Source organism: Pseudomonas sp. AC169, assembly GCF_979258515.1.
This window is the reverse complement of record NZ_OZ409866.1, coordinates 1,929,425-1,949,031: the sequence shown is the minus strand read 5'-3', so window position 1 is coordinate 1,949,031 and position 19,607 is coordinate 1,929,425. Positions and strand designations below refer to the sequence as shown.

Here is a 19,607-nt window from a genome sequence, read left to right as displayed (position 1 = left end):
ATTTTGGAAGTTGAGCTTAACGGGCGCAAGTACGACAGCGTGCAGCGCGCGAGCTACTTTCAAACGCCAGAAACGCGAAAGCCGCGCATTTAGCGCGGCTTTCAATTTGGTGGGCCCACACGGACTTGAACCGTGGACCAAAGGATTATGAGTCCTCTGCTCTAACCAACTGAGCTATAGGCCCTCAGTAGGTCGCGGATTATAGCGACGGTTTCTCGGCTGTGCTATCCGAAAAATCCGATACGGTTACACGAAGAAACGTTGCTGCGAACTCTTCCGGCGGTAGCGGCAGGCTAACGATGTAGCCCTGGATCTGTTCGCAGCCTTCGGCGGCGAGAAATTGTTGTTGTGCCTGGGTTTCCACGCCCTCGGCGATGACCGTGAATTGCATGCTCCGGCCAAGCGCGATGATAGCCCGGACAATGGCCGCGTCGTGGGGGTCGTCGGGCAGTCCGCGGACAAACGACTGGTCGATCTTGAGGATGTCCAGCGGTAGGCGTTTGAGGTAACTGAGCGAAGAATATCCGGTGCCGAAGTCATCGATCGCCAATTGAACGCCGAGGTGTTTGAGTTGGTGTAACACCGCCAGCGCCTCTTCGGCCTGACTCATGATGAAATTCTCGGTAATTTCCAGTTGCAGTAAATCCGGCTGCAGACCGTTGTCGTTGAGAAGTTGTTCGATGCGTCCGAGCAGATTCGGCTGACGCAGTTGCGCGCCGGCGAGGTTCACCGACAATGGGCCGAGGCTGTCGTAGACCTGATTCCATTCGAACATTTGCCGGCACGCCGTCTCCAGTACCCAGTCACCAATCTGCAGGATCATGCCGTTCTCTTCGGCCAGCGGAATGAAGTGCTCTGGCGGCACGTCGCCGAAGGTAGGGTGACGCCAGCGGATCAGGGCTTCAGCGCCGACCAGACGATGGTCGTCGAGGCTGATTTTCGGTTGGTAGTAGAGGAGCAGTTCGTCACGCTCGATGGCCCGGCGCAATTCGTGTTCCAGCGCGATGCGCTCACTGGCCTGGGCGGTGAGGTCGCGGGTGTAGCTTTCCACGCGGTTGCGGCCCTTGGCTTTGGAGCGGTACATCGCCGCATCGGCGTTTTTCACCAGCGTGGCGACGTCGCAACCGTCACGAGGATAGAGGCTGGTGCCGATGCTGGCGCTGATGAAGAACTCATGCTCTCCGGCCTGGAATGGCGCACCGAAGCAGTTGAGCAGTTTGGTGGCGATGTTGTCGGCGTCGCTGGCCTGTTGCAGGCCGGGTAGCAGAATGATGAATTCGTCACCGCCCAGACGCGCCACGGTATCGATGTCTCGCAGTTGCTCTTTCAGGCGCACGGCGATGCCCTTGAGCAGCAGGTCGCCGACCGGGTGACCGAGGCTGTCATTGATGTGTTTGAAGCGGTCGAGATCGAGAAACAGCACGGCGCCCTGGCCGCCGTTTTCCTGCTGACTGTTCAGTGCCATCAGCAGGCGGTTTTCGAACAGCGTGCGGTTGGGCAGACCAGTGAGTGGGTCGTGGTGCGCCTGATAGTCGAGTTTGGCTTGTGCGTGCTTGAGGCTGGAAATGTCGGCAAACACCGCGACAAAGTGGGTAATGAACTTGTCGCGATTGCGTACGGCACTGATGGTCAGCCAGCTCGGGTACAACTCGCCGTTCTTGCGCCGGTTGGAGATCTCGCCCTGCCAGTGACCTTCGTCGGTCAACTGGTGCCACATTGCTGCGTAAAAAGCGCTGTCGTGCAGGCCTGAGGCGAGCAGACGCGGTGTATGCCCGAGGGCTTCGCTTTCGCTGTAGCCGGTGATCTCGGTGAAGGCGCGGTTGACTGCGCTGATGTGCTGTTGGGTGTCGGTAATCAGCACGCCTTCGGCGGTGCTTTCGAACACAGTGGCGGCCTGTTGCAGTTTTTCCTGCATCAGATGGCGCTCGGTAATGTCGCGAGCGATGGTCAGCATGCAGTCGTCTTCGCCAATCGGCAGCGGACGGCTGGACACTTCACAGAGGCGAATCTGCCCGTCACTGCGACGGATATGGCAGGTGAAGTCACGGACGAAGCCGTCGCGATGCAGCAGGTCGAGCATCTGTTTGCGTTCGTTGAGATTGACCCAGATCCCCAGATCCAGCGCCGAGCGATCCACCGACATGGCGCTATTGAAACCGGTGATGCGGCTGAAACCTTCGTTGACCTCCAGCAGCAGGCCATCGCTCTGGCGTGACAACAACAAGCCGTCCGGCGAGGCGTGGAAGGCTTTGGCGAACTTCTCTTCGGAGGTTTGCAGTTGCTGTTGGGTTTCCTTGAGTTGGGTGATGTCACGCACCACCACGACAAGCGCGGGAGTCGTGTCGAGATCGAATGGCTCGGCGGAAATCAGGCCGGTGAACAATTGGCCGTTGTTGCGGCGAAAGGGCATTTCCAGGTTACGAATGCTGCCTGCCTGCAAGCGTTGCAGCAGCCCCGGACCGACGCCGGGAATTCCCCAGATATTCAGATTGGTCGCCGTTTGGCCCAGTACTTCTTCGGCTTTCAGTCCGATCTGCTCTTCAAATGCTTCGTTGACCTCCAGCAGGCAGCCATCGGACAGCCGTGCAATTACCAGAATATCCGGGCACTGCTGGAACACCGACGCGAACTTTTGCTCCGAGAGTCGTAACGCCTCTTCAGTACGCTTGATTTCGCTGATGTCGATCATCAACCCGCGCATCACGGGTTCATGGCCATGTTCGATCAGGCTGACGATGTCGCGCACCCACAAGCAGCGGCCATCAGCGGTGATCACCCGATAGTCGACGATGTGATCACGCCCCTCGCGCAGGGCCTCCTTGCAGTAGCTCTGCGTACGGGTCAGGTCCGCCGGGTGAATGATGTTGTGCCAGAAGCCGGGTATCAACCAATGGGATTGCGGGTAGCCGAGCAGATCTTCGGCGTGGGGCGAGACATAGCTGTAGGTGAAGTCGCTCATCCGCGCTTCCCAGGCGATAGCCGACAGGCTCTCGACCAGGCCGCGATAGTGGTATTCGCTGCTGCGCAGTTCCTGTTCGAGGTCGATGCGGCGGGCGATTTCCGAACTCAGGCGGCGGTTGATGCGGATCACCACGGCAAGAATCGTCACCAACAGCAGCAAACCCGGTAAACCGTAGATCAACAGATCCGACCAGAATGTCCGATGATCAAGGACGTTGCCGACCCAGTGCTCCTGAATGCTGCTGATTTCATCAGGGCTCATGTCCGCGAGCACTTTGTCGAGAATCCCCACCAAGACCTTGTTGTCGCGGGGCACGGCCATTGCCAGTTGGTAGCGATACGGGGTTTCGCCGCTGACGTACAGGCCGTCGAGCTTGAGCTGACGCAGGCTCCAGACGCTGGATGCGAGGTCACCGACCACGGCGTCCACTTCGTCGGTCGCCAGCGCCTGCAGCGCCGAACTGACATTGGGCATGGCCACCAGATTCAGGTCGGGGTGATGAGTGCGCAGCAGTTCGTGGGGCGCGTAATTTTCCACCACCGCGATCTTCAAACCGTACAGGTCGTCGAGCTTGCGCGGTTGCGCGCCACCGATGTGCGCGAGGATGACGATCGGGAAATCAAGATAAGGGCGGGTAAACGACAGGTAAGTCTGGCGCTCCGGGGTGGACATGATGCCGGGCAGGAGGTCGATCTTGCCCGACTTCACTTGTTCCAGCACCACCGTCCAGCTCACTGGCTCAATGGGGGTCAATTTGATTGCCAGACGTTGGCGAATCACGTCGATATAGTCCGCCGCCAGGCCCTGATAACGGTTCTGGTCGTCGCGAAACTCAAAGGGTGGCCACGACGCATCGACACCCAGGCGCAAGTCCGGGTGAGCCGCCAGCCAGCTACGTTCTTCATCGGTCAGAGTCAGCGCGTCAGCCGTTGCGGTCCAGATCATCAGTGACAGCAAAAAAAGCACGGACGCCAATCTGGGCATAACGCTCTCGTTATGGCTCGGGGATGATTGTTTCGAGTGTAGACGGGGTATGCGGGGGAGGGGCGTTGCGAAGGATTTAATCTGCCATATAAACAAAACCCCCGGCCTGGGCCGGGGGTTCTGGTATCACTCGTCGAGGAAGGAGCGCAGATGCTCGCTTCGCGTCGGGTGGCGCAGCTTGCGCAGCGCCTTGGCTTCGATCTGACGGATACGCTCACGCGTTACGTCAAACTGTTTGCCCACTTCTTCGAGTGTGTGGTCGGTGTTCATGTCGATACCGAAACGCATGCGCAGTACTTTGGCTTCACGGGCAGTGAGGCCGGACAGTACTTCGCGAGTCGCTTCTTTCAGGCTCTCAACAGTGGCGACATCGATTGGCGACTGCATGGTCGAGTCTTCGATGAAGTCACCCAGATGGGAGTCTTCGTCATCACCGATCGGGGTTTCCATGGAGATCGGCTCTTTAGCGATCTTCAATACCTTGCGGATCTTGTCCTCAGGCATTTCCATGCGTTCGCCGAGCTCTTCCGGGGTCGGTTCGCGACCCATTTCCTGCAACATCTGCCGGGAAATACGGTTGAGCTTGTTGATCGTCTCGATCATGTGCACCGGAATACGAATGGTGCGGGCCTGGTCGGCGATCGAGCGAGTGATCGCCTGACGGATCCACCAGGTGGCATAAGTCGAGAACTTGTAACCACGACGGTATTCGAACTTGTCCACCGCTTTCATCAGACCGATGTTGCCTTCCTGGATCAGATCGAGGAATTGCAGGCCGCGGTTGGTGTACTTCTTGGCGATCGAGATCACCAGACGCAGGTTGGCTTCAACCATCTCTTTCTTCGCGCGGCGGGCCTTGGCCTCACCGATCGACATGCGACGGTTGATGTCCTTGATTTCTGCGATGGTCAGACCGGTTTCGGTTTCCAGCGCGATCAGTTTCTGCTGGCAACGAATGATGTCCGGTTGTACGCGACCGATGGCTTCGGCGTACTTGCTCTTGCCTTTGGCCAGGGCGTCAGACCAGCTTTCGTCGACTTCGTTGCTCGGGAACTGACGCAGGAAATCGGCGCGTGGCATACGTGCATCACGTACGCACAGCTGCATGATCGCACGCTCTTGCTGACGCAGACGATCCAGGGCACCGCGAACACGCTCGACCAGGCCTTCGAATTGCTTCGGCACCAGTTTGATCGGCATGAACAGCTCGGCCAGTGCGAGCAACTCGGCAATCGCTGCCTTGTTGTTGCGACCGTGCTTTTTCAGGGCCTTGCGGGTGATTTCCATCTGGTCAGCCACGGCGCCGAAACGCTGGGCAGCGATGACCGGATCCGGACCACTTTCGGCTTCTTCTTCGTCATCGGAAGATTCGGCTTCATCGTCGTCGGTGTCGTCGTCGGCTTTCGCCACTTTCGCTTCGACAGGCGGCGGCACTTCGGCAGGCGGCGCAATGCCGTCGTCCGGGTCGATATAACCGCTCAGAACGTCGGACAGGCGACCACCTTCGGTGGTGACGCGGGTGTACTCGGAGAGAATGTGGTCAACCGTGCCAGGGAAGTGCGCGATTGCGCTCATCACTTCACGGATGCCCTCTTCGATACGTTTGGCGATTTCGATTTCGCCTTCACGAGTCAGAAGCTCGACCGTACCCATTTCACGCATGTACATGCGCACTGGGTCAGTGGTGCGACCGATATCGGTCTCCACCGCTGCCAACGCAGCGGCTGCTTCTTCCGCAGCGGCCTCGTCGGTATCGGCGTCGGCCAACATAAGGGCGTCCGCATCCGGAGCACTCTCGTGTACGGGGATCCCCATGTCGTTAATCATGCGGATGATGTCTTCCACCTGCTCAGGATCTGAAATATCCTCGGGCAGGTGGTCGTTGACCTCGGCGTAAGTCAGATACTTCTGCTCACGACCCAGTTTGATCAACTCAATAATACGAGACTGCTGTTGCGCTTTTCCGGACATAACACCCTATCCACTGAAGGTCTTGGCGGGCAAAAAACAAGCCGAGGATTATACCTGAGCTATGACCTCACGCGCCAGTTGAGGTCGGGTTTGATGCGGAAACATTGCGACTTAATAGGTCGCGCAGTTGATTTTTCTCTTCGATACTCAGTTCGCTTTGACGCGCTTTCCTGAGCAACTGTTCCAGATTTCGCTCGCGTTGGCGGGCTGACAAGCTAGTAATGGTGTCGAAAAACTGTTGTTCAAGGTTATCGCCGTCAATCAGCCACTCCTTTTCTGCCAGTGCCTTGAGCAAGCGACCCTGTTCAGTGCCGTGCCATCGCGCGATCAACTGAAATGAGTTTAGCTTGGGATTCTTCTGTACGGCTTCGAGCAGCGCCACAAGTAACTGGGCGTTGGTCTGATTCTCGTCCGCAATGTGCCCGGCATCTTCGACGCGTTTGGCCAATTGCGGGTGATGGAGCAATGTGCGCAGGGCGGTCAGGGTCGGCGACTCGACGCCAATCGGTGTGCGCGGGCGCTGCTGATCGCGATCACCACCGCGTTTGCCGTTCTTGTCCCAAGGCTTCTTGTCCCACTTTTTGCCGCCAGCGCCGGGCTTCTTCGGCGTCCACTCCTGCTGCGGCACATACATGTCCTGTGCCTGCGGCTGATGGTAGTCGCTGTAGTCCGGCATTGCGTCGTAATCGATGCCTGGATCGTAGGCCGGCGGCGCTTCCTGTGGTGCGCTTTGCGCCAGCTGACTGACGGTTTCATTGCTCAGGCCGGTGATTTCGGTCAGGCGCTGACGCATCAGAATGCGCAAGTTGGCGCCCGGTACCTTGTCGATCAACGGTGCGGCGAGGGTGGCCATGTGGGCCTTGCCTTCGAGCGAGCGCGGATCGGCTTCTTCGGTCAGTTGCTGGAAGAAATAATCCGCCAGTGGCTGAGCGTGCTGATTGATCCGCGCCTTGAAGGCATCAGTGCCTTCGGCGCGCACCAAGGTGTCCGGGTCTTCGCCTTCGGGTAGAAACAGAAAACGTGCGCGGCGGCCGTCCTGCAGGCTCGAAAGCGTGGCTTCCAGCGCGCGCCATGCGGCGTTGCGGCCGGCCTGGTCGCCATCGAAACAGAACAATACGTTCGGTACGACGCGGAACAGGCGCTTCAAGTGTTCTTCGCTGGTCGCGGTGCCAAGCGTCGCGACGGCGTTTTTCAGCCCCTGTTGGGCGAGGGCGATAACGTCCATATAACCTTCGACGACGATGATTTCGTCGAGGTTGCGGTTGTTCTTTCTTGCTTCATAGAGGCCATAGAGTTCCTGGCCTTTATGGAATACCGGAGTTTCCGGTGAGTTCAGGTATTTCGGCTTGTCGTCGCCGAGTACACGGCCGCCGAAAGCAATGATCCGCCCGCGAGTGTCGCGAATCGGGAACATCACGCGATCCCGGAAGCGGTCATAGCGTTTGCCGGTTTCAGCGTTCTCGATCAGCAGGCCGGCGTCGATCATGGCTTTTTGCTGAAGCGTGTCGCTGCTCAAATGTTTGAACAGGTTGTCCCAGCCCGGCGGCGCGAAGCCGAGGCCGAAGTCCCGAGCGATCTCGCCGGTCAGGCCGCGGCCCTTGAGGTAATCCACGGCAGCCTTGCGGGCGGGATGGCTCTTGAGCGCCTGCTTGTAAAAATCGGCAGCGGCATTGAGCAACGGGTATAGCGGCGAATCGGTCGGTTGCCGTGGCTTGCGCTCGCGGCCGCTTTCTTCGCGTGGAATTTCCATGCCGGCGGCTTTGGCCAGGTCTTCGACGGCCTGGGGGAAGTCCAGGTTGTCGTGATCCATGAGAAAGCCGAGGGCATTGCCGCCGGCGCCGCAGCCGAAGCAATAGTAGAACTGCTTGTCGGGGCTGACGCTGAAAGACGGGGTTTTCTCTTTGTGGAACGGGCAACAGGCGGTGTAGTTCTTGCCAGCCTTCTTCAATTGCACGCGCGAACTGACCACGTCGACGATGTCGGTGCGGTTCAGCAGGTCGTCAATGAAGCTCTGGGGAATCAGCCCGGCCATGGCGTACTCGTCGTCTGCGCTGTAAATAGTCCGATACGAAAGGCTGTCGGACGCGGGTCGTTACTGTAGGCACGCAAAATATGCGGCTCGACCGGTGTCGTCTGCGTAATCGCTGTCGGGAAGTGTATCTGCCGAAAATCCACTGACGTTAGTACTCATCAGTCGTCGACTATTTGAAAGTGTTGCGCTGAATCCGCTGACGGCCGGTTAAGGGCCTCGGATAGCTCAATAAAGCGGGCACGCATGCAGGTGCCTTGGGCTGATCGTCGTAAGAGGAATCAGTGGGTGTGCTCGTCAGTAGCCTTGAAAGGCTCGTCAGAAAAGACGTGCACCGCTGGCAAAAGAGCCAGGTCTGACGTGTGAAGCAGATTCGTCTTGGTCGCATGTGCGGCTTCGACGGTGAAGCATCAAGCGTTTTACGCAAATGCCATTAGCCCGGCTGAGAGCCGGGCTTAGGCAAAGAAGCTTGCAACGAACGTCTGTGTATTAGTACAGACGAACGGCGCGGCGCTGTTCGCGCTGAACTTTCTTGGCGTGACGCTTAACAGCGGCTGCTGCTTTGCGCTTACGCTCAGAAGTTGGCTTCTCGTAAAATTCGCGGCTACGAACTTCAGCCAGTACACCGGCTTTTTCGCAGGAGCGCTTGAAACGACGCAGAGCTACGTCGAAGGGTTCGTTCTCTTTAACTTTGACGGCTGGCATCCAGAGCTACCTTCATTCATTACCGGGGTCAACATCCTCGCGGCAAAAGAGCACTTGAAGACGTCGGTTTTTAAGGGTTGCGGATGTTAACCCCTCATCGCTCGGAATGCAAAGCCTCTGATCGAAAACCGCTGGTCGGGGCATCACGCGGCGACTATTATGCGCGCCTTCGAATTCAGCCTAAACAAGGCGCAAACCCATGCTAGTACTGGGATTAGAAACCTCTTGCGACGAAACCGGCGTCGCATTATATGACAGTGAACGCGGCTTGCTGGCCGATGCATTGTTCAGCCAGATCGACCTGCACCGCGCTTATGGCGGTGTGGTGCCGGAGCTGGCCTCGCGTGACCACGTCAAACGCATGCTGCCCTTGATCCGTCAGGTGTTGGCCGAGGCTGACTGCGTGCCGACCGAGATCGATGCGATCGCCTACACCGCGGGTCCTGGCCTGGTTGGCGCGCTGCTGGTCGGCGCTTCTTGCGCTCAGGCTTTGGCGTTTGCCTGGGGTATTCCGGCGCTTGGTGTGCACCACATGGAAGGGCATTTGCTCGCCCCGATGCTGGAGCCAAAACCGCCGCAATTCCCGTTCGTCGCTTTGTTGGTCTCCGGCGGTCATACGCAGCTGGTTCAGGTCGATGGCATCGGCCAATACAGCCTGCTCGGCGAGACCCTCGACGATGCCGCCGGCGAAGCGTTCGACAAAACCGCGAAGATGATGGGCCTCAATTATCCGGGCGGGCCGGAAATCGCCAAGCTGGCCGAGAAGGGCGTCGCAGGACGTTTCACCTTTCCGCGTCCGATGTGTGATCGTCCGGGTCTGCAATTCAGCTTCAGTGGTCTGAAAACCTCTGCGCTCAACGCCTGGCAGCAGTGCGTCAGCGCCGGGGACGACAACGAGCAAGCCCGTTGCGACATCGCGCTGGCGTTCCAGCAGGCCGTGGTGGAGACTTTGACCATCAAATGCAAGCGTGCCCTGAAGCAGGCTGGCATGAAGCGTCTGGTGATCGCTGGCGGCGTCAGCGCGAACAAGGCCTTGCGTGTTTCGCTGGAGAAGATGCTCGGCGACATGAAGGGCGATGTTTTTTATGCACGTCCGGAATTCTGCACCGACAATGGCGCAATGATCGCCTTTGCCGGTTGCCAGCGCTTGCAGGCCGGTCAGCAGGAAAGTCTGGCGATCAGCGTGCAGGCGCGCTGGCCGATGGAGCAATTGTCGGCGTTGTAATGAGCGACGCTCATGGCCGGTATTTAAAAATGCCGTTCGCGCCCGGCAAACAGGTCGCGTAGATTGCCGCGGTGGCGCCAGACGATCAGCAGTGTCAGTGCGCTCATCGGCAGCAGCGCTTCCGGTTCCTGCCAGGCCAGCAACGGCAGAGTCAGCGGCGTGGCAATCAGCGCCGCCAACGAGCTGGTGCGGGTCAGGTAGAACGTCAGCAGCCAGGCGCATACCGCCAGCAGCGCGGCGGGCGGATACAGACCCAGCAACATGCCGGCAGCGGTGGCGACGCCCTTGCCGCCACGAAAGCGAAAGTACAGCGGGAACAGGTGACCGATCACGGCGCACACGCCGATCCACGCCTGATCCTGCAGCGAAAGGCCCACAGCCGAGGCGATCAGCACCGGCACCAGGCCTTTGCATAGATCACCGAGCAGGGTCAGGATCGCCAGTTTGCGACCGGCCAGGCGCAGCATGTTGGTGGCACCGGCATTGCCCGAGCCACTCATTCGCGGATCCGGATTTCCGGTCAGGCGGCTGAGCAAAATGGCGAAGGACAGCGAGCCGAGCAGGTAGGCGAAAGTCGCCAGTAACCAAAACATGCTAACTATTCCGGGCGAGGACGCCCTGATTCTAACGGCGCATTGCGCCCTTGTCGTGCAGCGGAGAGAAGTGCTTGGACAGAGTGTTTATCGAGGGCCTGGAAGTCGACACCGTGATCGGTGCCTACGACTGGGAGCGCGGCATCCGACAGTGCTTGCGACTTGATCTGAGCTTCGCTTGGGACAATCGTCCGGCCGCCGCCGGTGACGACCTGACCCTGGCGCTCGACTACGCCAGCGTTTCCACGCGGATTCAGGCGTTTGCCGAGCAGGCGCAGTTCCAGTTGGTCGAGACGTTCGCTGAGCGTCTGGTCGAAGTGCTGATGAGCGAATTCAAGATCACCTGGGTACGACTGAAGCTGACCAAGCCAGGCGCCGTTCCAGCCGCCAAGGGTGGCGTGGGTGTGGAGATCGAGCGCGGATGTCGCTGACTCAGGTCTACCTCGGGCTCGGTAGTAATATCGAGCGCGAAACCCATTTGCGCGCCGGTCTTGATGCTTTGGCGACGTTTCTGGTGGATATCCGCTGTTCGGCGGTGTTCGAGAGCGCGCCCGTAGGGATCAAGAGCGGGCCGTTCTTCAACTTCGTGGTGTCGGCGTATACCGACCTGCCGTTGATGGAACTGGACCGACGCCTGAAATTCATTGAGGCGGATAACGGTCGCTATGCACCGGATCGCAAGGGCTTGCCGCTGGATATCGATGTGCTGCTGTATGGCGATCAGGCAGGGAATTTTGACGGATTGGTGTTACCGCGCGCGGAAATTCTGAAAAATGCTTTTGTGCTGTGGCCGCTGTCGCTGATTGCGCCGGATCGTGTGCATCCGGGTGTGGGAAAGAGTTTCGCGACGTTGTGGGCTGAGGCGCAGATTGATCAGGTTTTAGCGCCGGTTGCGTTTGAATGGCGCGGGCAACAACTCACGTCTTCAGATTTGCGTTAAATCGACTGACGTCTTCGCGAGCAGGCTCGCTCCCACAGGGAAATGCATTCCAAAATGTGGGAGCGAGCCTGCTCGCGAAGCTTTTCAAGCGGACGCCGCGTCTTTGTAGGCTTTCAGCGCCTTCAGTCGCTCACGCTTCAGCGCTTCGCCCAGCTCCGGGCCTTTGAATCCCTTCTCCAGCAACGGCTGCACCGCGACTTCCCGCGCAGCCTTGGCCGCGCCACGCAAGTAATCCGCCTGTGGATAACTTCTCTGCTCCAGCCCCTTGCGTCCGCGAGCATCCATTTCGCACGCAGCGATGAACTCTTCAAACCGCTGCGGTCGGCGATAAACGTCAAAACTCTGCAGCAGCTCCAGTAACGTCGGAGCCTTCAGTTCCAGCGCCCGATGGCTATGGGTATGGTACTTGCCAACCAGCAGCGCCAACTCCTGGCAATCCTTCGGCGCCTTGAAGCGTTCATTGACCGCTTTGATCAGCTTCAGCCCGGTGTGCTCATGGGCGATATGCCGTGGCCACTCTTCTTCGGGGGTCAAGCCTTTGCCGAGGTCATGCAGCAGACAAGCCCAGCGCACTGTCAGCGGTTGCTTGTGCAGTGCCGACTGCTCCAGCACGCTGAGGGTGTGCAGGCCGGTATCGATTTCCGGGTGATGCGCTTCCGGTTGAGGCACGCCAAAAAGCGCATCGACTTCCGGCATCAGCACCTTCAGCGCGCCGCAATCGCGCAGCACCTGAATGAATACCTGCGGCTGATCTTCCATCAGCGCCCGGGAGATTTCTTTCCAGCTGCGTTCGGCGGTCAGCGCCTCCAGTTCGCCAGACTCGCTGAGCTGGCGCATCAGTTCCAGGGTTTCTGGCGCAACCGTGAAACCGAGCCCGGCATAACGCGCGGCGAAGCGGGCAACTCGCAGAACGCGGAGGGGATCTTCGGCGAACGCCGGAGAAACGTGGCGCAGGATTCGATCTTCAAGATCGCGCTGGCCATGGTACGGATCAGTCAGATTCTGCTGATCGTCTTCGGCCATGGCATTGATGGTCAGGTCGCGACGAATCAGATCTTCTTCAAGCGTTACTTCCGGGCTGGCGTGAAAGGTGAAGCCGCCATAACCGCGACCGCTTTTGCGTTCGGTGCGGGCGAGGGCGTACTCCTCGCCGCTTTTGGGATGAAGAAACACTGGGAAATCCGCGCCGACCGGGCGATAACCTTTGGCGAGCATTTCTTCCGTGGTGGCGCCGACCACCACCCAATCGATATCAGTGACCGGTTTGCCCAGCAAGCGATCACGAACCGCGCCGCCAACCTTGAAAATCTGCATAAAAAACCTCCGTTAGCCCGACAGGATAACTCTTGCGTCAGACTTTCGGAGGCCGGAACCGGATCAAAGATGAATGACGGCGAGGTCAAGTCGACCGTAATCCCCTTCGCTGTGGTCACTGCGTGGCGGAACGTGATGGGTTTTCATGATCTGGTCGCCTTGCAGGGTTTCCAGATGGATGTCGAAGCCCCACAGGCGATGCAGATGTTTGAGCACCTCTTCGGTGGATTCGCCCAGTGGTTTGCGGTCGTGTTGTTGATGGCGCAGTGTCAGCGAACGATCGCCGCGCCGATCGATGCTGTAGATCTGCACGTTCGGTTCGCGGTTGCCGAGGTTGTACTGCGCGGCCAGGGTTTCGCGGATGATCCGGTAACCGGGTTCATCGTGGATGGCCGGCACCAGCAAGTCGTCCTTCTGATCGTCATCCAAAATGCTGAACAGCTTCAGATCACGGATGACCTTGGGTGACAGGTACTGCAGGATGAAGCTCTCATCCTTGAAGCTGCTCATGGCGAACTTGATGGTCGACAGCCAGTCGGTTCCGGCGATTTCCGGGAACCAGTGACGATCTTCCTCGGTAGGTTCTTCGCACATGCGCCGAATGTCGCGGTACATGGCAAAACCCAACGCATACGGGTTGATGCCGCTGTAGTACGGACTGTCGAAGCCGGGCTGGAACACCACGCTGGTGTGTGACGTCAGAAACTCCATCATGAAGCCGTCGGTGACCAACCCTTCGTCGTACAGGTCGTTCATCAGCGTGTAGTGCCAGAACGTCGCCCAGCCTTCGTTCATGACCTGGGTCTGGCGCTGTGGATAAAAATACTGGGCGATCTTGCGCACGATCCGCACGATCTCGCGCTGCCACGGTTCCAGCAGCGGCGCGTGTTTCTCGATGAAATACAGGATGTTTTCCTGCGGTTCGGCGGGGAAGCGTGCGTTGTCCCTGTCGCTGTACTTGTCCGCGCCTTTGGGAATGGTGCGCCACAGATCATTGATCTGTTTTTGCATGTGCTCTTCGCGATCCTTCTGCCGCCGGCGTTCCTCTTCGGCGGAAATCGGATACGGCCGTTTGTAGCGATCAACGCCGTAGTTCATCAAGGCATGGCAGGAGTCGAGCAAGTCTTCCACCGCATCAATGCCGTGGCGTTCTTCGCACTGCATGATGTACTGCTTGGCGAACACCAGATAATCGATGATCGAGCTGGCATCGGTCCAGGTACGAAACAGGTAGTTGCCCTTGAAGAAGCTGTTATGGCCGTAGCACGCGTGCGCCACCACCAGCGCCTGCATGCAGATGGTGTTCTCTTCCATCAGGTAAGCAATGCACGGATCAGAGTTGATCACAATTTCGTAGGCCAGGCCCATCTGCCCACGGCTGTAGGATTTTTCGGTGCTGAGGAAGTGTTTGCCGTAAGACCAGTGGTGATAACCCAGGGGCATGCCCACCGAGGCGTACGCGTCCATCATCTGCTCGGCGGTGATCACTTCGATCTGGTTGGGATAGGTATCCAGCGCATAGCGGGCCGCGATCCGGGCGATCTCGCGGTCATAGGTCTGGATCAGCTCGAACGTCCATTCAGAGCCGGTGGAAATGGGTTGGCGCTTCTGCTCTTTGGCGGTCATGTCACTAACCTGCGCTGGAAGAGTTCACGGAAGACCGGATAGATATCTCCGGCCGAGACCAGTTGCTGCTGGGCAAAAGTGTCAGAAAAGGCTTCGGCGATGCGTTCGTACTCGTACCACAAGGCCTGATGTTCGCGGGGGGTGATCTCCACGTAAGTGTAGTACTGCACAAACGGCATGATCTGGTTGATCAGAATGTCGCGGCAGATTGGTGAGTCATCGTTCCAGTTATCACCGTCGGAAGCCTGGGCCGCGTAAATGTTCCATTCATTGCTCGGATAGCGCTCGGCCATGATCTCCTGCATGAGTTTCAACGCGCTGGAGACGATGGTGCCGCCGGTTTCCCGCGAGTAGAAAAACTCCTCTTCATCGACTTCCCGGGCACTGGTGTGGTGGCGGATGAACACCACGTCGATCTTGTCGTAGTTCCGTTTCAGGAACAGGTACAACAGGATGAAAAAGCGTTTGGCGATGTCCTTGGTTGCCTGGGTCATGGAGCCGGAGACGTCCATCAGGCAGAACATCACCGCTTTTGAACTGGGGTTGGGCTGCTTGATCAGCAGGTTGTACTTCAAGTCGAACGTGTCGAGGAACGGCACACGATGGATGCGCGCGCTGAGTTTTTCTATTTCCGCCTCGAGTTCCTGAATATCGCCGAAGTTGTCCGGCTCTTCGCGTCTCAGTCGTTCAAGTTCTTCTTTGGCTTCACGCAGTTTCGCCCGGCTGCTGCCGGACAGGGCAATGCGCCGTGCATGGGCCGAACGCAGGGTGCGGATGATGTTGATGCGCGACGGGTTGCCTTCGTTGCTGATCCCGGCGCGTACGGTTTTGAAGGTGTCGGTGCCGCTCAGGTTGCGTTTGACCAGGTTCGGCAGTTCGAGGTCTTCGAACATGAATTCGAGGAACTCTTCCTGAGTGATCTGGAAGACGAATTCGTCCATGCCCTCGCCGGAGTTACCGGCCTTGCCCGGACCGCGTCCGCCGCCACCTCCCGGTGGACGTGCGATGTGTTCGCCAGCGGTGAATTCCTTGTTGCCGGGATGAACCACGGTCTGCTTGCCGCCGCGGCCGTGGTGAAGCACCGGTTCGTCGATGTCGCGACCGGGAATACTGATCTGTTCGCCGTGCTCCATATCGGTAATGGAACGGCGGCTGACCGCCTCTTCGACAGCCTTCTTGATGTGGTCACGGTAGCGCCGCAGGAAACGTTGGCGGTTCACCGTGCTCTTGTTCTTGCCATTCAGACGTCGGTCGATCACATAACTCATAGGAGGCCCTCCGGGCAGCTTCAAGTTGTGAGCTGCGAGCTGCAAGTAAAAGCAGGTTCCCGGGCATCAGTGGGTTACGCGCTTTGTTCTTGCAGCTTGTAGCTAGAAGCTTGCAGCTGCTTCACTGCGACTTCCGTACCCGCAGGTACCATTCGGAAAGAAGCCGTACCTGTTTGTCGGTGTAGCCGCGTTCGACCATTCGAGTGACGAAGTCGTTGTGCTTTTGCTGATCCTCTTTGCTGGCCTTGGCGTTGAAGCTGATGACTGGCAACAGATCTTCGGTGTTCGAGAACATTTTCTTCTCGATGACCACCCGCAGTTTTTCGTAGCTGAGCCAGGTCGGGTTCTTGCCGTTGTTGTTGGCCCGTGCGCGCAGGACGAAGTTGACGATCTCGTTGCGGAAATCCTTCGGATTGCTGATGCCGGCGGGTTTCTCGATTTTCTCCAGTTCTTCGTTCAGCGCCACGCGGTTGAGGATTTCGCCGGTTTCCGGATCGCGATATTCCTGATCCTGAATCCAGAAGTCCGCGTACAGCACGTAGCGATCGAAGATGTTCTGGCCGTACTCGCTGTAAGACTCGAGGTACGCAGTCTGGATCTCCTTGCCGATGAATTCGATATAACGCGGCGCCAAATATTCCTTCAGGTAGCGCAGATAGCGCTCGCGGGTTTCGGCCTGGAATTGTTCCTGTTCGATCTGTTGCTCAAGTACATAGAGCAGGTGCACCGGGTTGGCGGCGATTTCATGCGGATCGAAGTTGAACACCTTGGAGAGGATCTTGAACGCAAACCGCGTCGACAGACCGTTCATGCCCTCGTCGACACCTGCCGAGTCGCGGTATTCCTGAATCGACTTGGCTTTCGGATCGGTGTCCTTGAGGTTTTCGCCGTCGTAGACGCGCATCTTCGAATAGATGTTGGAGTTTTCCGGCTCCTTGAGGCGCGACAGCACGGTGAACTGCGCCAGCATCTTCAAGGTGTCTGGCGCGCAATGGGCCTTGGCCAGGGAGCTGTTGAACAGCAGTTTGTCGTAGATCTTCACTTCGTCGCTCACGCGCAGGCAGTACGGCACTTTGACGATGTAGATCCGGTCGATGAAGGCTTCGTTGTTCTTGTTGTTGCGGAAGGTGTGCCACTCCGATTCGTTGGAGTGAGCAAGCAGGATCCCGGTGAACGGAATCGCGCCGAGGCCTTCGGTACTGTTGTAGTTGCCTTCCTGAGTGGCGGTCAGCAACGGGTGCAGCACCTTGATCGGTGCCTTGAACATTTCGACGAATTCCATCAGGCCCTGGTTGGCCCGGCACAGCGCACCGGAATAGCTATAAGCATCGGCGTCGTTCTGTGGGTATTCCTCGAGTTTGCGGATGTCGACTTTACCGACCAGCGCTGAGATGTCCTGGTTGTTTTCGTCGCCCGGTTCGGTCTTGGCCACAGCGATCTGGTTGAGGATCGACGGGTACAGTTTGACCACGCGGAACTGGCTGATGTCGCCGCCGAATTCGGCCAGGCGTTTGGTCGCCCAAGGCGACATGATGGTGTTCAGGTAGCGCCGTGGGATTCCGAAGTCTTCTTCGAGGATCGCGCCATCTTCGGTTGCGTTGAACAGACCCAGTGGCGATTCGAATACCGGCGAGCCCTTGATCGCGTAGAAGGGCACTTTTTCAATCAGCTGTTTCAGCTTCTCGGCCAGCGACGATTTACCGCCACCGACGGGGCCGAGCAGGTAAAGGATCTGTTTCTTCTCTTCCAGGCCTTGGGCGGCATGGCGGAAATACGAAACGATCTGGTCGATGCATTCTTCCATCCCGTGGAAGTCTTCAAAGGCCGGATAGCGACGGATCACCTTGTTGGAGAAGATGCGCGACAGCCTCGAATTGGTCGAGGTGTCGAGCAGTTCCGGTTCGCCGATGGCCAGCAATAGACGCTCGGCGGCGGAAACGTAGGCGCTACGGTCTTTCTTGCACAGCTCCAGGTACTCTTGCAGCGAGAGTTCTTCCTGGCGTGTGGACTCGAAGCGTTGTTGGAAGTGGCTAAAGATACTCATGACGTCACCTCGCTCGATACGTGGAGCCGACGCCGGATCACTCAGTCGATGCTGGCAAACAACCGTTTTGGCAGCTGTTTGTTTACCCCCCAGAACACTTCCACGATCGACAATCGCGAAAGTCACTCCCGATGACCCGTGCGCCGGTGTACCGGCTCTCCCCTGTTTTGGATGGCCTGGGCTTAAGGATAGTTGGGAATTCGGGAGGTAAAGGCGAGATACGTAATTAGTTGTCGCAAGACCGTTCGTCTGCCAGCGCGGGCCCACGGCAGCCGGGGCCTGCACGTGACAAAAAAATTATTCGGTGGTGCCTTGCGCGGTTTCTGCAGGATAAATCGTACGCCACAGTTCGAAGCCGCCATCCATGCTGTAGACGTCGGAAAAGCCTTGGCTGATCAGGTAGGCCGCAGCGCCCTGACTGGAATTGCCGTGGTAGCAGACGACTACGGTCGGTGCATCGAGGTCGGCGCCTTGAATGAAAGCGTGCAGCGAATGATTGTCCAGATGCTTCGAGCCGCTGATATGCAGAGCGGCAAAAGTGGCCGGGTCGCGCACGTCGACGACAACGGCGCCTTGTTCACGCAGGGTCTGGGCCTGTTCCGGGGGGATTCGTTTGAATTCGCTCATGGCGGGTTCCTGTTGCTCGGCTGAAAGCGCAGTCTAACGCGGTGTGCTGACTGGCGAAGTTTCGGGGATAAGTGGTGCGACGGCCGGGGCGAGGCCGCCGTGTTCGTCACATTTGCACGACAGGCGTTCGCCGCTGTCGACGTTCATCAGGGTCAGGCTGCCACCCCAGACACAACCGGTGTCCAGCGCGGAAATGCCCGGCTCATGGATATTGCCTTCGAGCGCGGCCCAGTGACCGAAAATGATGCGCAGGCCTTTGGTCTTGCGATCCTTATGCTGGAACCAAGGTTTGTAGCCGGGCGGGGCGGTGTCGAGGCCTTCCTTGCTCTTGAGGTCGAGCTTGCCTTCGGCGGTGCAGAAGCGCATGCGCGTGAAATAGTTGGTGATGACGCGCAGGCGGGTCACGCCTTTGAGGTCGTTGTCCCATTTCGCCGGATCGTTGCCGTACATGCCGTCGAGGTAAGCGGGGAACAGGTTGTCGTCGCGCAGGGCAGTTTCGACTTCGTCAGCGCATTTCAAGGCGCGACGCAGTGACCACTGCGGTGGAATGCCGGCGTGAACCATGGCGACATCACGCGTTTCGTCGTAGTGCATCAGCTTTTGTTGCCGAACCCACTCCAGCAGCTCGGCGCTGTCCGGCGCTTCGAGGATTTCGCGCAGGGTGTCGGACTTTTTCAAGCGCTCGATGTTTTTAGCCGCAGCCAGCAGGTGCAGATCGTGGTTGCCGAGCACGCAGATCAGCGACTCACGCATGCCATACAGAAAACGCAGGGTTTCCAGCGACTGAGGGCCTCGGTTGACCAAATCGCCCACCAGCCACAGCCGATCGATTTTCGGATCGAACGCGACTTGCCTGAGCAGGCACTTGAGCGGTTCGAGGCAGCCTTGCAGGTCGCCAACGGCATACGTCGCCATCAGTGCAGGGCTCCGGGGACGGCGAGGCGGAAGGGCTTGATGATCGCGTCGAAATGTTTGCCGTCAGTGGCGACCATTTCGTAGGTACCTTGCATGGTGCCGACCTTGGTGGTCATCACTGTGCCGCTGCTATAGGTATGGCTCTGGCCGGCATCGATCAAGGGTTGTTGGCCGACGACGCCCGCGCCGCGCACCTCTTCGACATGGCCGTCGCCATCGGTGATCACCCAGTGCCGCGACATCAGGCGTGCGGGTTGCTCGCCATTATTCTGCACGGTGATGGTGTAGGCGAAGGCGAAGCGGTCGTGCTCGGGTTGCGATTGGTCTGCCAGATAGCGGGTAACGACACTGACATCGACCTGGTAACGGGAATCGGACATGCAAGAGGCCTTAAACGAAGCGGA

General features: G+C 58.4%; 15 protein-coding genes and 1 tRNA gene. 3 read left to right on the top strand and 13 right to left on the bottom strand.

All coding sequences use genetic code 11. The features are described 5' to 3' along the window. Positions 1–107 precede the first annotated feature (107 nt). The 5 genes from ACZZ0G_RS08905 to rpsU form a co-directional block, all read right to left on the bottom strand. Positions 108–184 (bottom strand) — tRNA-Ile (locus ACZZ0G_RS08905). 15 nt (positions 185–199) lie between these two features. Beyond that, positions 200–3,946: a bifunctional diguanylate cyclase/phosphodiesterase gene (locus ACZZ0G_RS08900; RefSeq protein WP_463555910.1), complete on the bottom strand. Its 3,747-nt coding sequence runs from the start codon at positions 3,944–3,946 to the stop codon at positions 200–202. 126 nt (positions 3,947–4,072) lie between these two features. Continuing rightward, positions 4,073–5,917: an RNA polymerase sigma factor RpoD gene (gene rpoD / locus ACZZ0G_RS08895; RefSeq protein WP_038363308.1), complete on the bottom strand. Its 1,845-nt coding sequence runs from the start codon at positions 5,915–5,917 to the stop codon at positions 4,073–4,075. A gap of 67 nt (positions 5,918–5,984) precedes the next feature. Beyond that, positions 5,985–7,949 (bottom strand): DNA primase, encoded by a 1,965-nt coding sequence (dnaG, locus tag ACZZ0G_RS08890; protein WP_463555909.1) that lies wholly within the window; start codon positions 7,947–7,949, stop codon positions 5,985–5,987. A 486-nt stretch (positions 7,950–8,435) separates the two neighbouring features. Then, positions 8,436–8,651, bottom strand: coding sequence for a 30S ribosomal protein S21 (rpsU, locus tag ACZZ0G_RS08885; protein WP_002551877.1), 216 nt, complete (start codon positions 8,649–8,651; stop codon positions 8,436–8,438). 199 nt (positions 8,652–8,850) lie between these two features. Between rpsU and tsaD the strand changes: the two genes are divergently transcribed. Beyond that, positions 8,851–9,876 carry a tRNA (adenosine(37)-N6)-threonylcarbamoyltransferase complex transferase subunit TsaD gene (gene tsaD / locus ACZZ0G_RS08880; RefSeq protein WP_123594035.1) on the top strand — a complete coding sequence of 342 codons (1,026 nt, stop codon included), beginning with the start codon at positions 8,851–8,853 and terminating at the stop codon, positions 9,874–9,876. A gap of 23 nt (positions 9,877–9,899) precedes the next feature. Here the strand turns inward: tsaD and plsY are convergent, their stop codons facing one another. Then, complete coding sequence (gene plsY / locus ACZZ0G_RS08875; protein ID WP_038363312.1) at positions 9,900–10,469, bottom strand: glycerol-3-phosphate 1-O-acyltransferase PlsY; 570 nt, start codon at positions 10,467–10,469, stop codon at positions 9,900–9,902. A gap of 74 nt (positions 10,470–10,543) precedes the next feature. Between plsY and folB the strand changes: the two genes are divergently transcribed. Both folB and folK read left to right on the top strand, forming a co-directional pair. Next, positions 10,544–10,900: a dihydroneopterin aldolase gene (gene folB / locus ACZZ0G_RS08870; protein ID WP_064390789.1), complete on the top strand. Its 357-nt coding sequence runs from the start codon at positions 10,544–10,546 to the stop codon at positions 10,898–10,900. Beyond that, positions 10,891–11,409 (top strand): 2-amino-4-hydroxy-6-hydroxymethyldihydropteridine diphosphokinase, encoded by a 519-nt coding sequence (gene folK / locus ACZZ0G_RS08865; RefSeq protein WP_463555908.1) that lies wholly within the window; start codon positions 10,891–10,893, stop codon positions 11,407–11,409. Before folB ends, folK begins: the two co-directional genes overlap by 10 nt. Positions 11,410–11,493: 84 nt before the next feature. On the opposite strand, the gene ACZZ0G_RS08860 is transcribed toward folK, so the two are convergent. From ACZZ0G_RS08860 to apaG, 7 genes are all read right to left on the bottom strand, one after another. Continuing rightward, positions 11,494–12,723: a multifunctional CCA addition/repair protein gene (locus ACZZ0G_RS08860; protein ID WP_463555907.1), complete on the bottom strand. Its 1,230-nt coding sequence runs from the start codon at positions 12,721–12,723 to the stop codon at positions 11,494–11,496. A gap of 63 nt (positions 12,724–12,786) precedes the next feature. Continuing rightward, positions 12,787–14,349: a SpoVR family protein gene (locus tag ACZZ0G_RS08855; RefSeq protein ID WP_463555906.1), complete on the bottom strand. Its 1,563-nt coding sequence runs from the start codon at positions 14,347–14,349 to the stop codon at positions 12,787–12,789. Continuing rightward, entirely contained in the window at positions 14,346–15,617 is a 1,272-nt protein-coding gene (locus tag ACZZ0G_RS08850; RefSeq protein ID WP_137217359.1) for a YeaH/YhbH family protein, read from the bottom strand. The genes ACZZ0G_RS08855 and ACZZ0G_RS08850 overlap by 4 nt, the downstream gene beginning before the upstream one ends. Before the next feature lie 121 nt (positions 15,618–15,738). Beyond that, positions 15,739–17,661 (bottom strand): PrkA family serine protein kinase, encoded by a 1,923-nt coding sequence (locus tag ACZZ0G_RS08845; protein WP_007910115.1) that lies wholly within the window; start codon positions 17,659–17,661, stop codon positions 15,739–15,741. Between the two features lie 297 nt (positions 17,662–17,958). Continuing rightward, entirely contained in the window at positions 17,959–18,288 is a 330-nt protein-coding gene (glpE, locus tag ACZZ0G_RS08840; RefSeq protein ID WP_463555905.1) for a thiosulfate sulfurtransferase GlpE, read from the bottom strand. Between the two features lie 33 nt (positions 18,289–18,321). Beyond that, complete coding sequence (locus ACZZ0G_RS08835; protein WP_463555904.1) at positions 18,322–19,203, bottom strand: symmetrical bis(5'-nucleosyl)-tetraphosphatase; 882 nt, start codon at positions 19,201–19,203, stop codon at positions 18,322–18,324. Beyond that, on the bottom strand, positions 19,203–19,583 hold the full coding sequence (gene apaG / locus ACZZ0G_RS08830) for a Co2+/Mg2+ efflux protein ApaG (RefSeq protein WP_095122614.1): 381 nt from the start codon (positions 19,581–19,583) through the stop codon (positions 19,203–19,205). The genes ACZZ0G_RS08835 and apaG overlap by 1 nt, the downstream gene beginning before the upstream one ends. Positions 19,584–19,607: the final 24 nt, after the last annotated feature.

What these genes read in the sequence shown, in the direction of transcription:
- ACZZ0G_RS08900 (WP_463555910.1), bottom strand. Translation starts at nt 3,946, where the DNA reads ATGCCCAGATTGGCGTCCGTGCTTTTTTTGCTGTCACTGATGATCTGG.
- rpoD (WP_038363308.1), bottom strand. Translation starts at nt 5,917, where the DNA reads ATGTCCGGAAAAGCGCAACAGCAGTCTCGTATTATTGAGTTGATCAAA.
- dnaG (WP_463555909.1), bottom strand. Translation starts at nt 7,949, where the DNA reads ATGGCCGGGCTGATTCCCCAGAGCTTCATTGACGACCTGCTGAACCGC.
- rpsU (WP_002551877.1), bottom strand. Translation starts at nt 8,651, where the DNA reads ATGCCAGCCGTCAAAGTTAAAGAGAACGAACCCTTCGACGTAGCTCTG.
- tsaD (WP_123594035.1), top strand. Translation starts at nt 8,851, where the DNA reads ATGCTAGTACTGGGATTAGAAACCTCTTGCGACGAAACCGGCGTCGCA.
- plsY (WP_038363312.1), bottom strand. Translation starts at nt 10,469, where the DNA reads ATGTTTTGGTTACTGGCGACTTTCGCCTACCTGCTCGGCTCGCTGTCC.
- folK (WP_463555908.1), top strand. Translation starts at nt 10,891, where the DNA reads ATGTCGCTGACTCAGGTCTACCTCGGGCTCGGTAGTAATATCGAGCGC.
- ACZZ0G_RS08860 (WP_463555907.1), bottom strand. Translation starts at nt 12,723, where the DNA reads ATGCAGATTTTCAAGGTTGGCGGCGCGGTTCGTGATCGCTTGCTGGGC.
- ACZZ0G_RS08855 (WP_463555906.1), bottom strand. Translation starts at nt 14,349, where the DNA reads ATGACCGCCAAAGAGCAGAAGCGCCAACCCATTTCCACCGGCTCTGAA.
- ACZZ0G_RS08850 (WP_137217359.1), bottom strand. Translation starts at nt 15,617, where the DNA reads ATGAGTTATGTGATCGACCGACGTCTGAATGGCAAGAACAAGAGCACG.
- ACZZ0G_RS08845 (WP_007910115.1), bottom strand. Translation starts at nt 17,661, where the DNA reads ATGAGTATCTTTAGCCACTTCCAACAACGCTTCGAGTCCACACGCCAG.
- glpE (WP_463555905.1), bottom strand. Translation starts at nt 18,288, where the DNA reads ATGAGCGAATTCAAACGAATCCCCCCGGAACAGGCCCAGACCCTGCGT.
- ACZZ0G_RS08835 (WP_463555904.1), bottom strand. Translation starts at nt 19,203, where the DNA reads ATGGCGACGTATGCCGTTGGCGACCTGCAAGGCTGCCTCGAACCGCTC.
- apaG (WP_095122614.1), bottom strand. Translation starts at nt 19,583, where the DNA reads ATGTCCGATTCCCGTTACCAGGTCGATGTCAGTGTCGTTACCCGCTAT.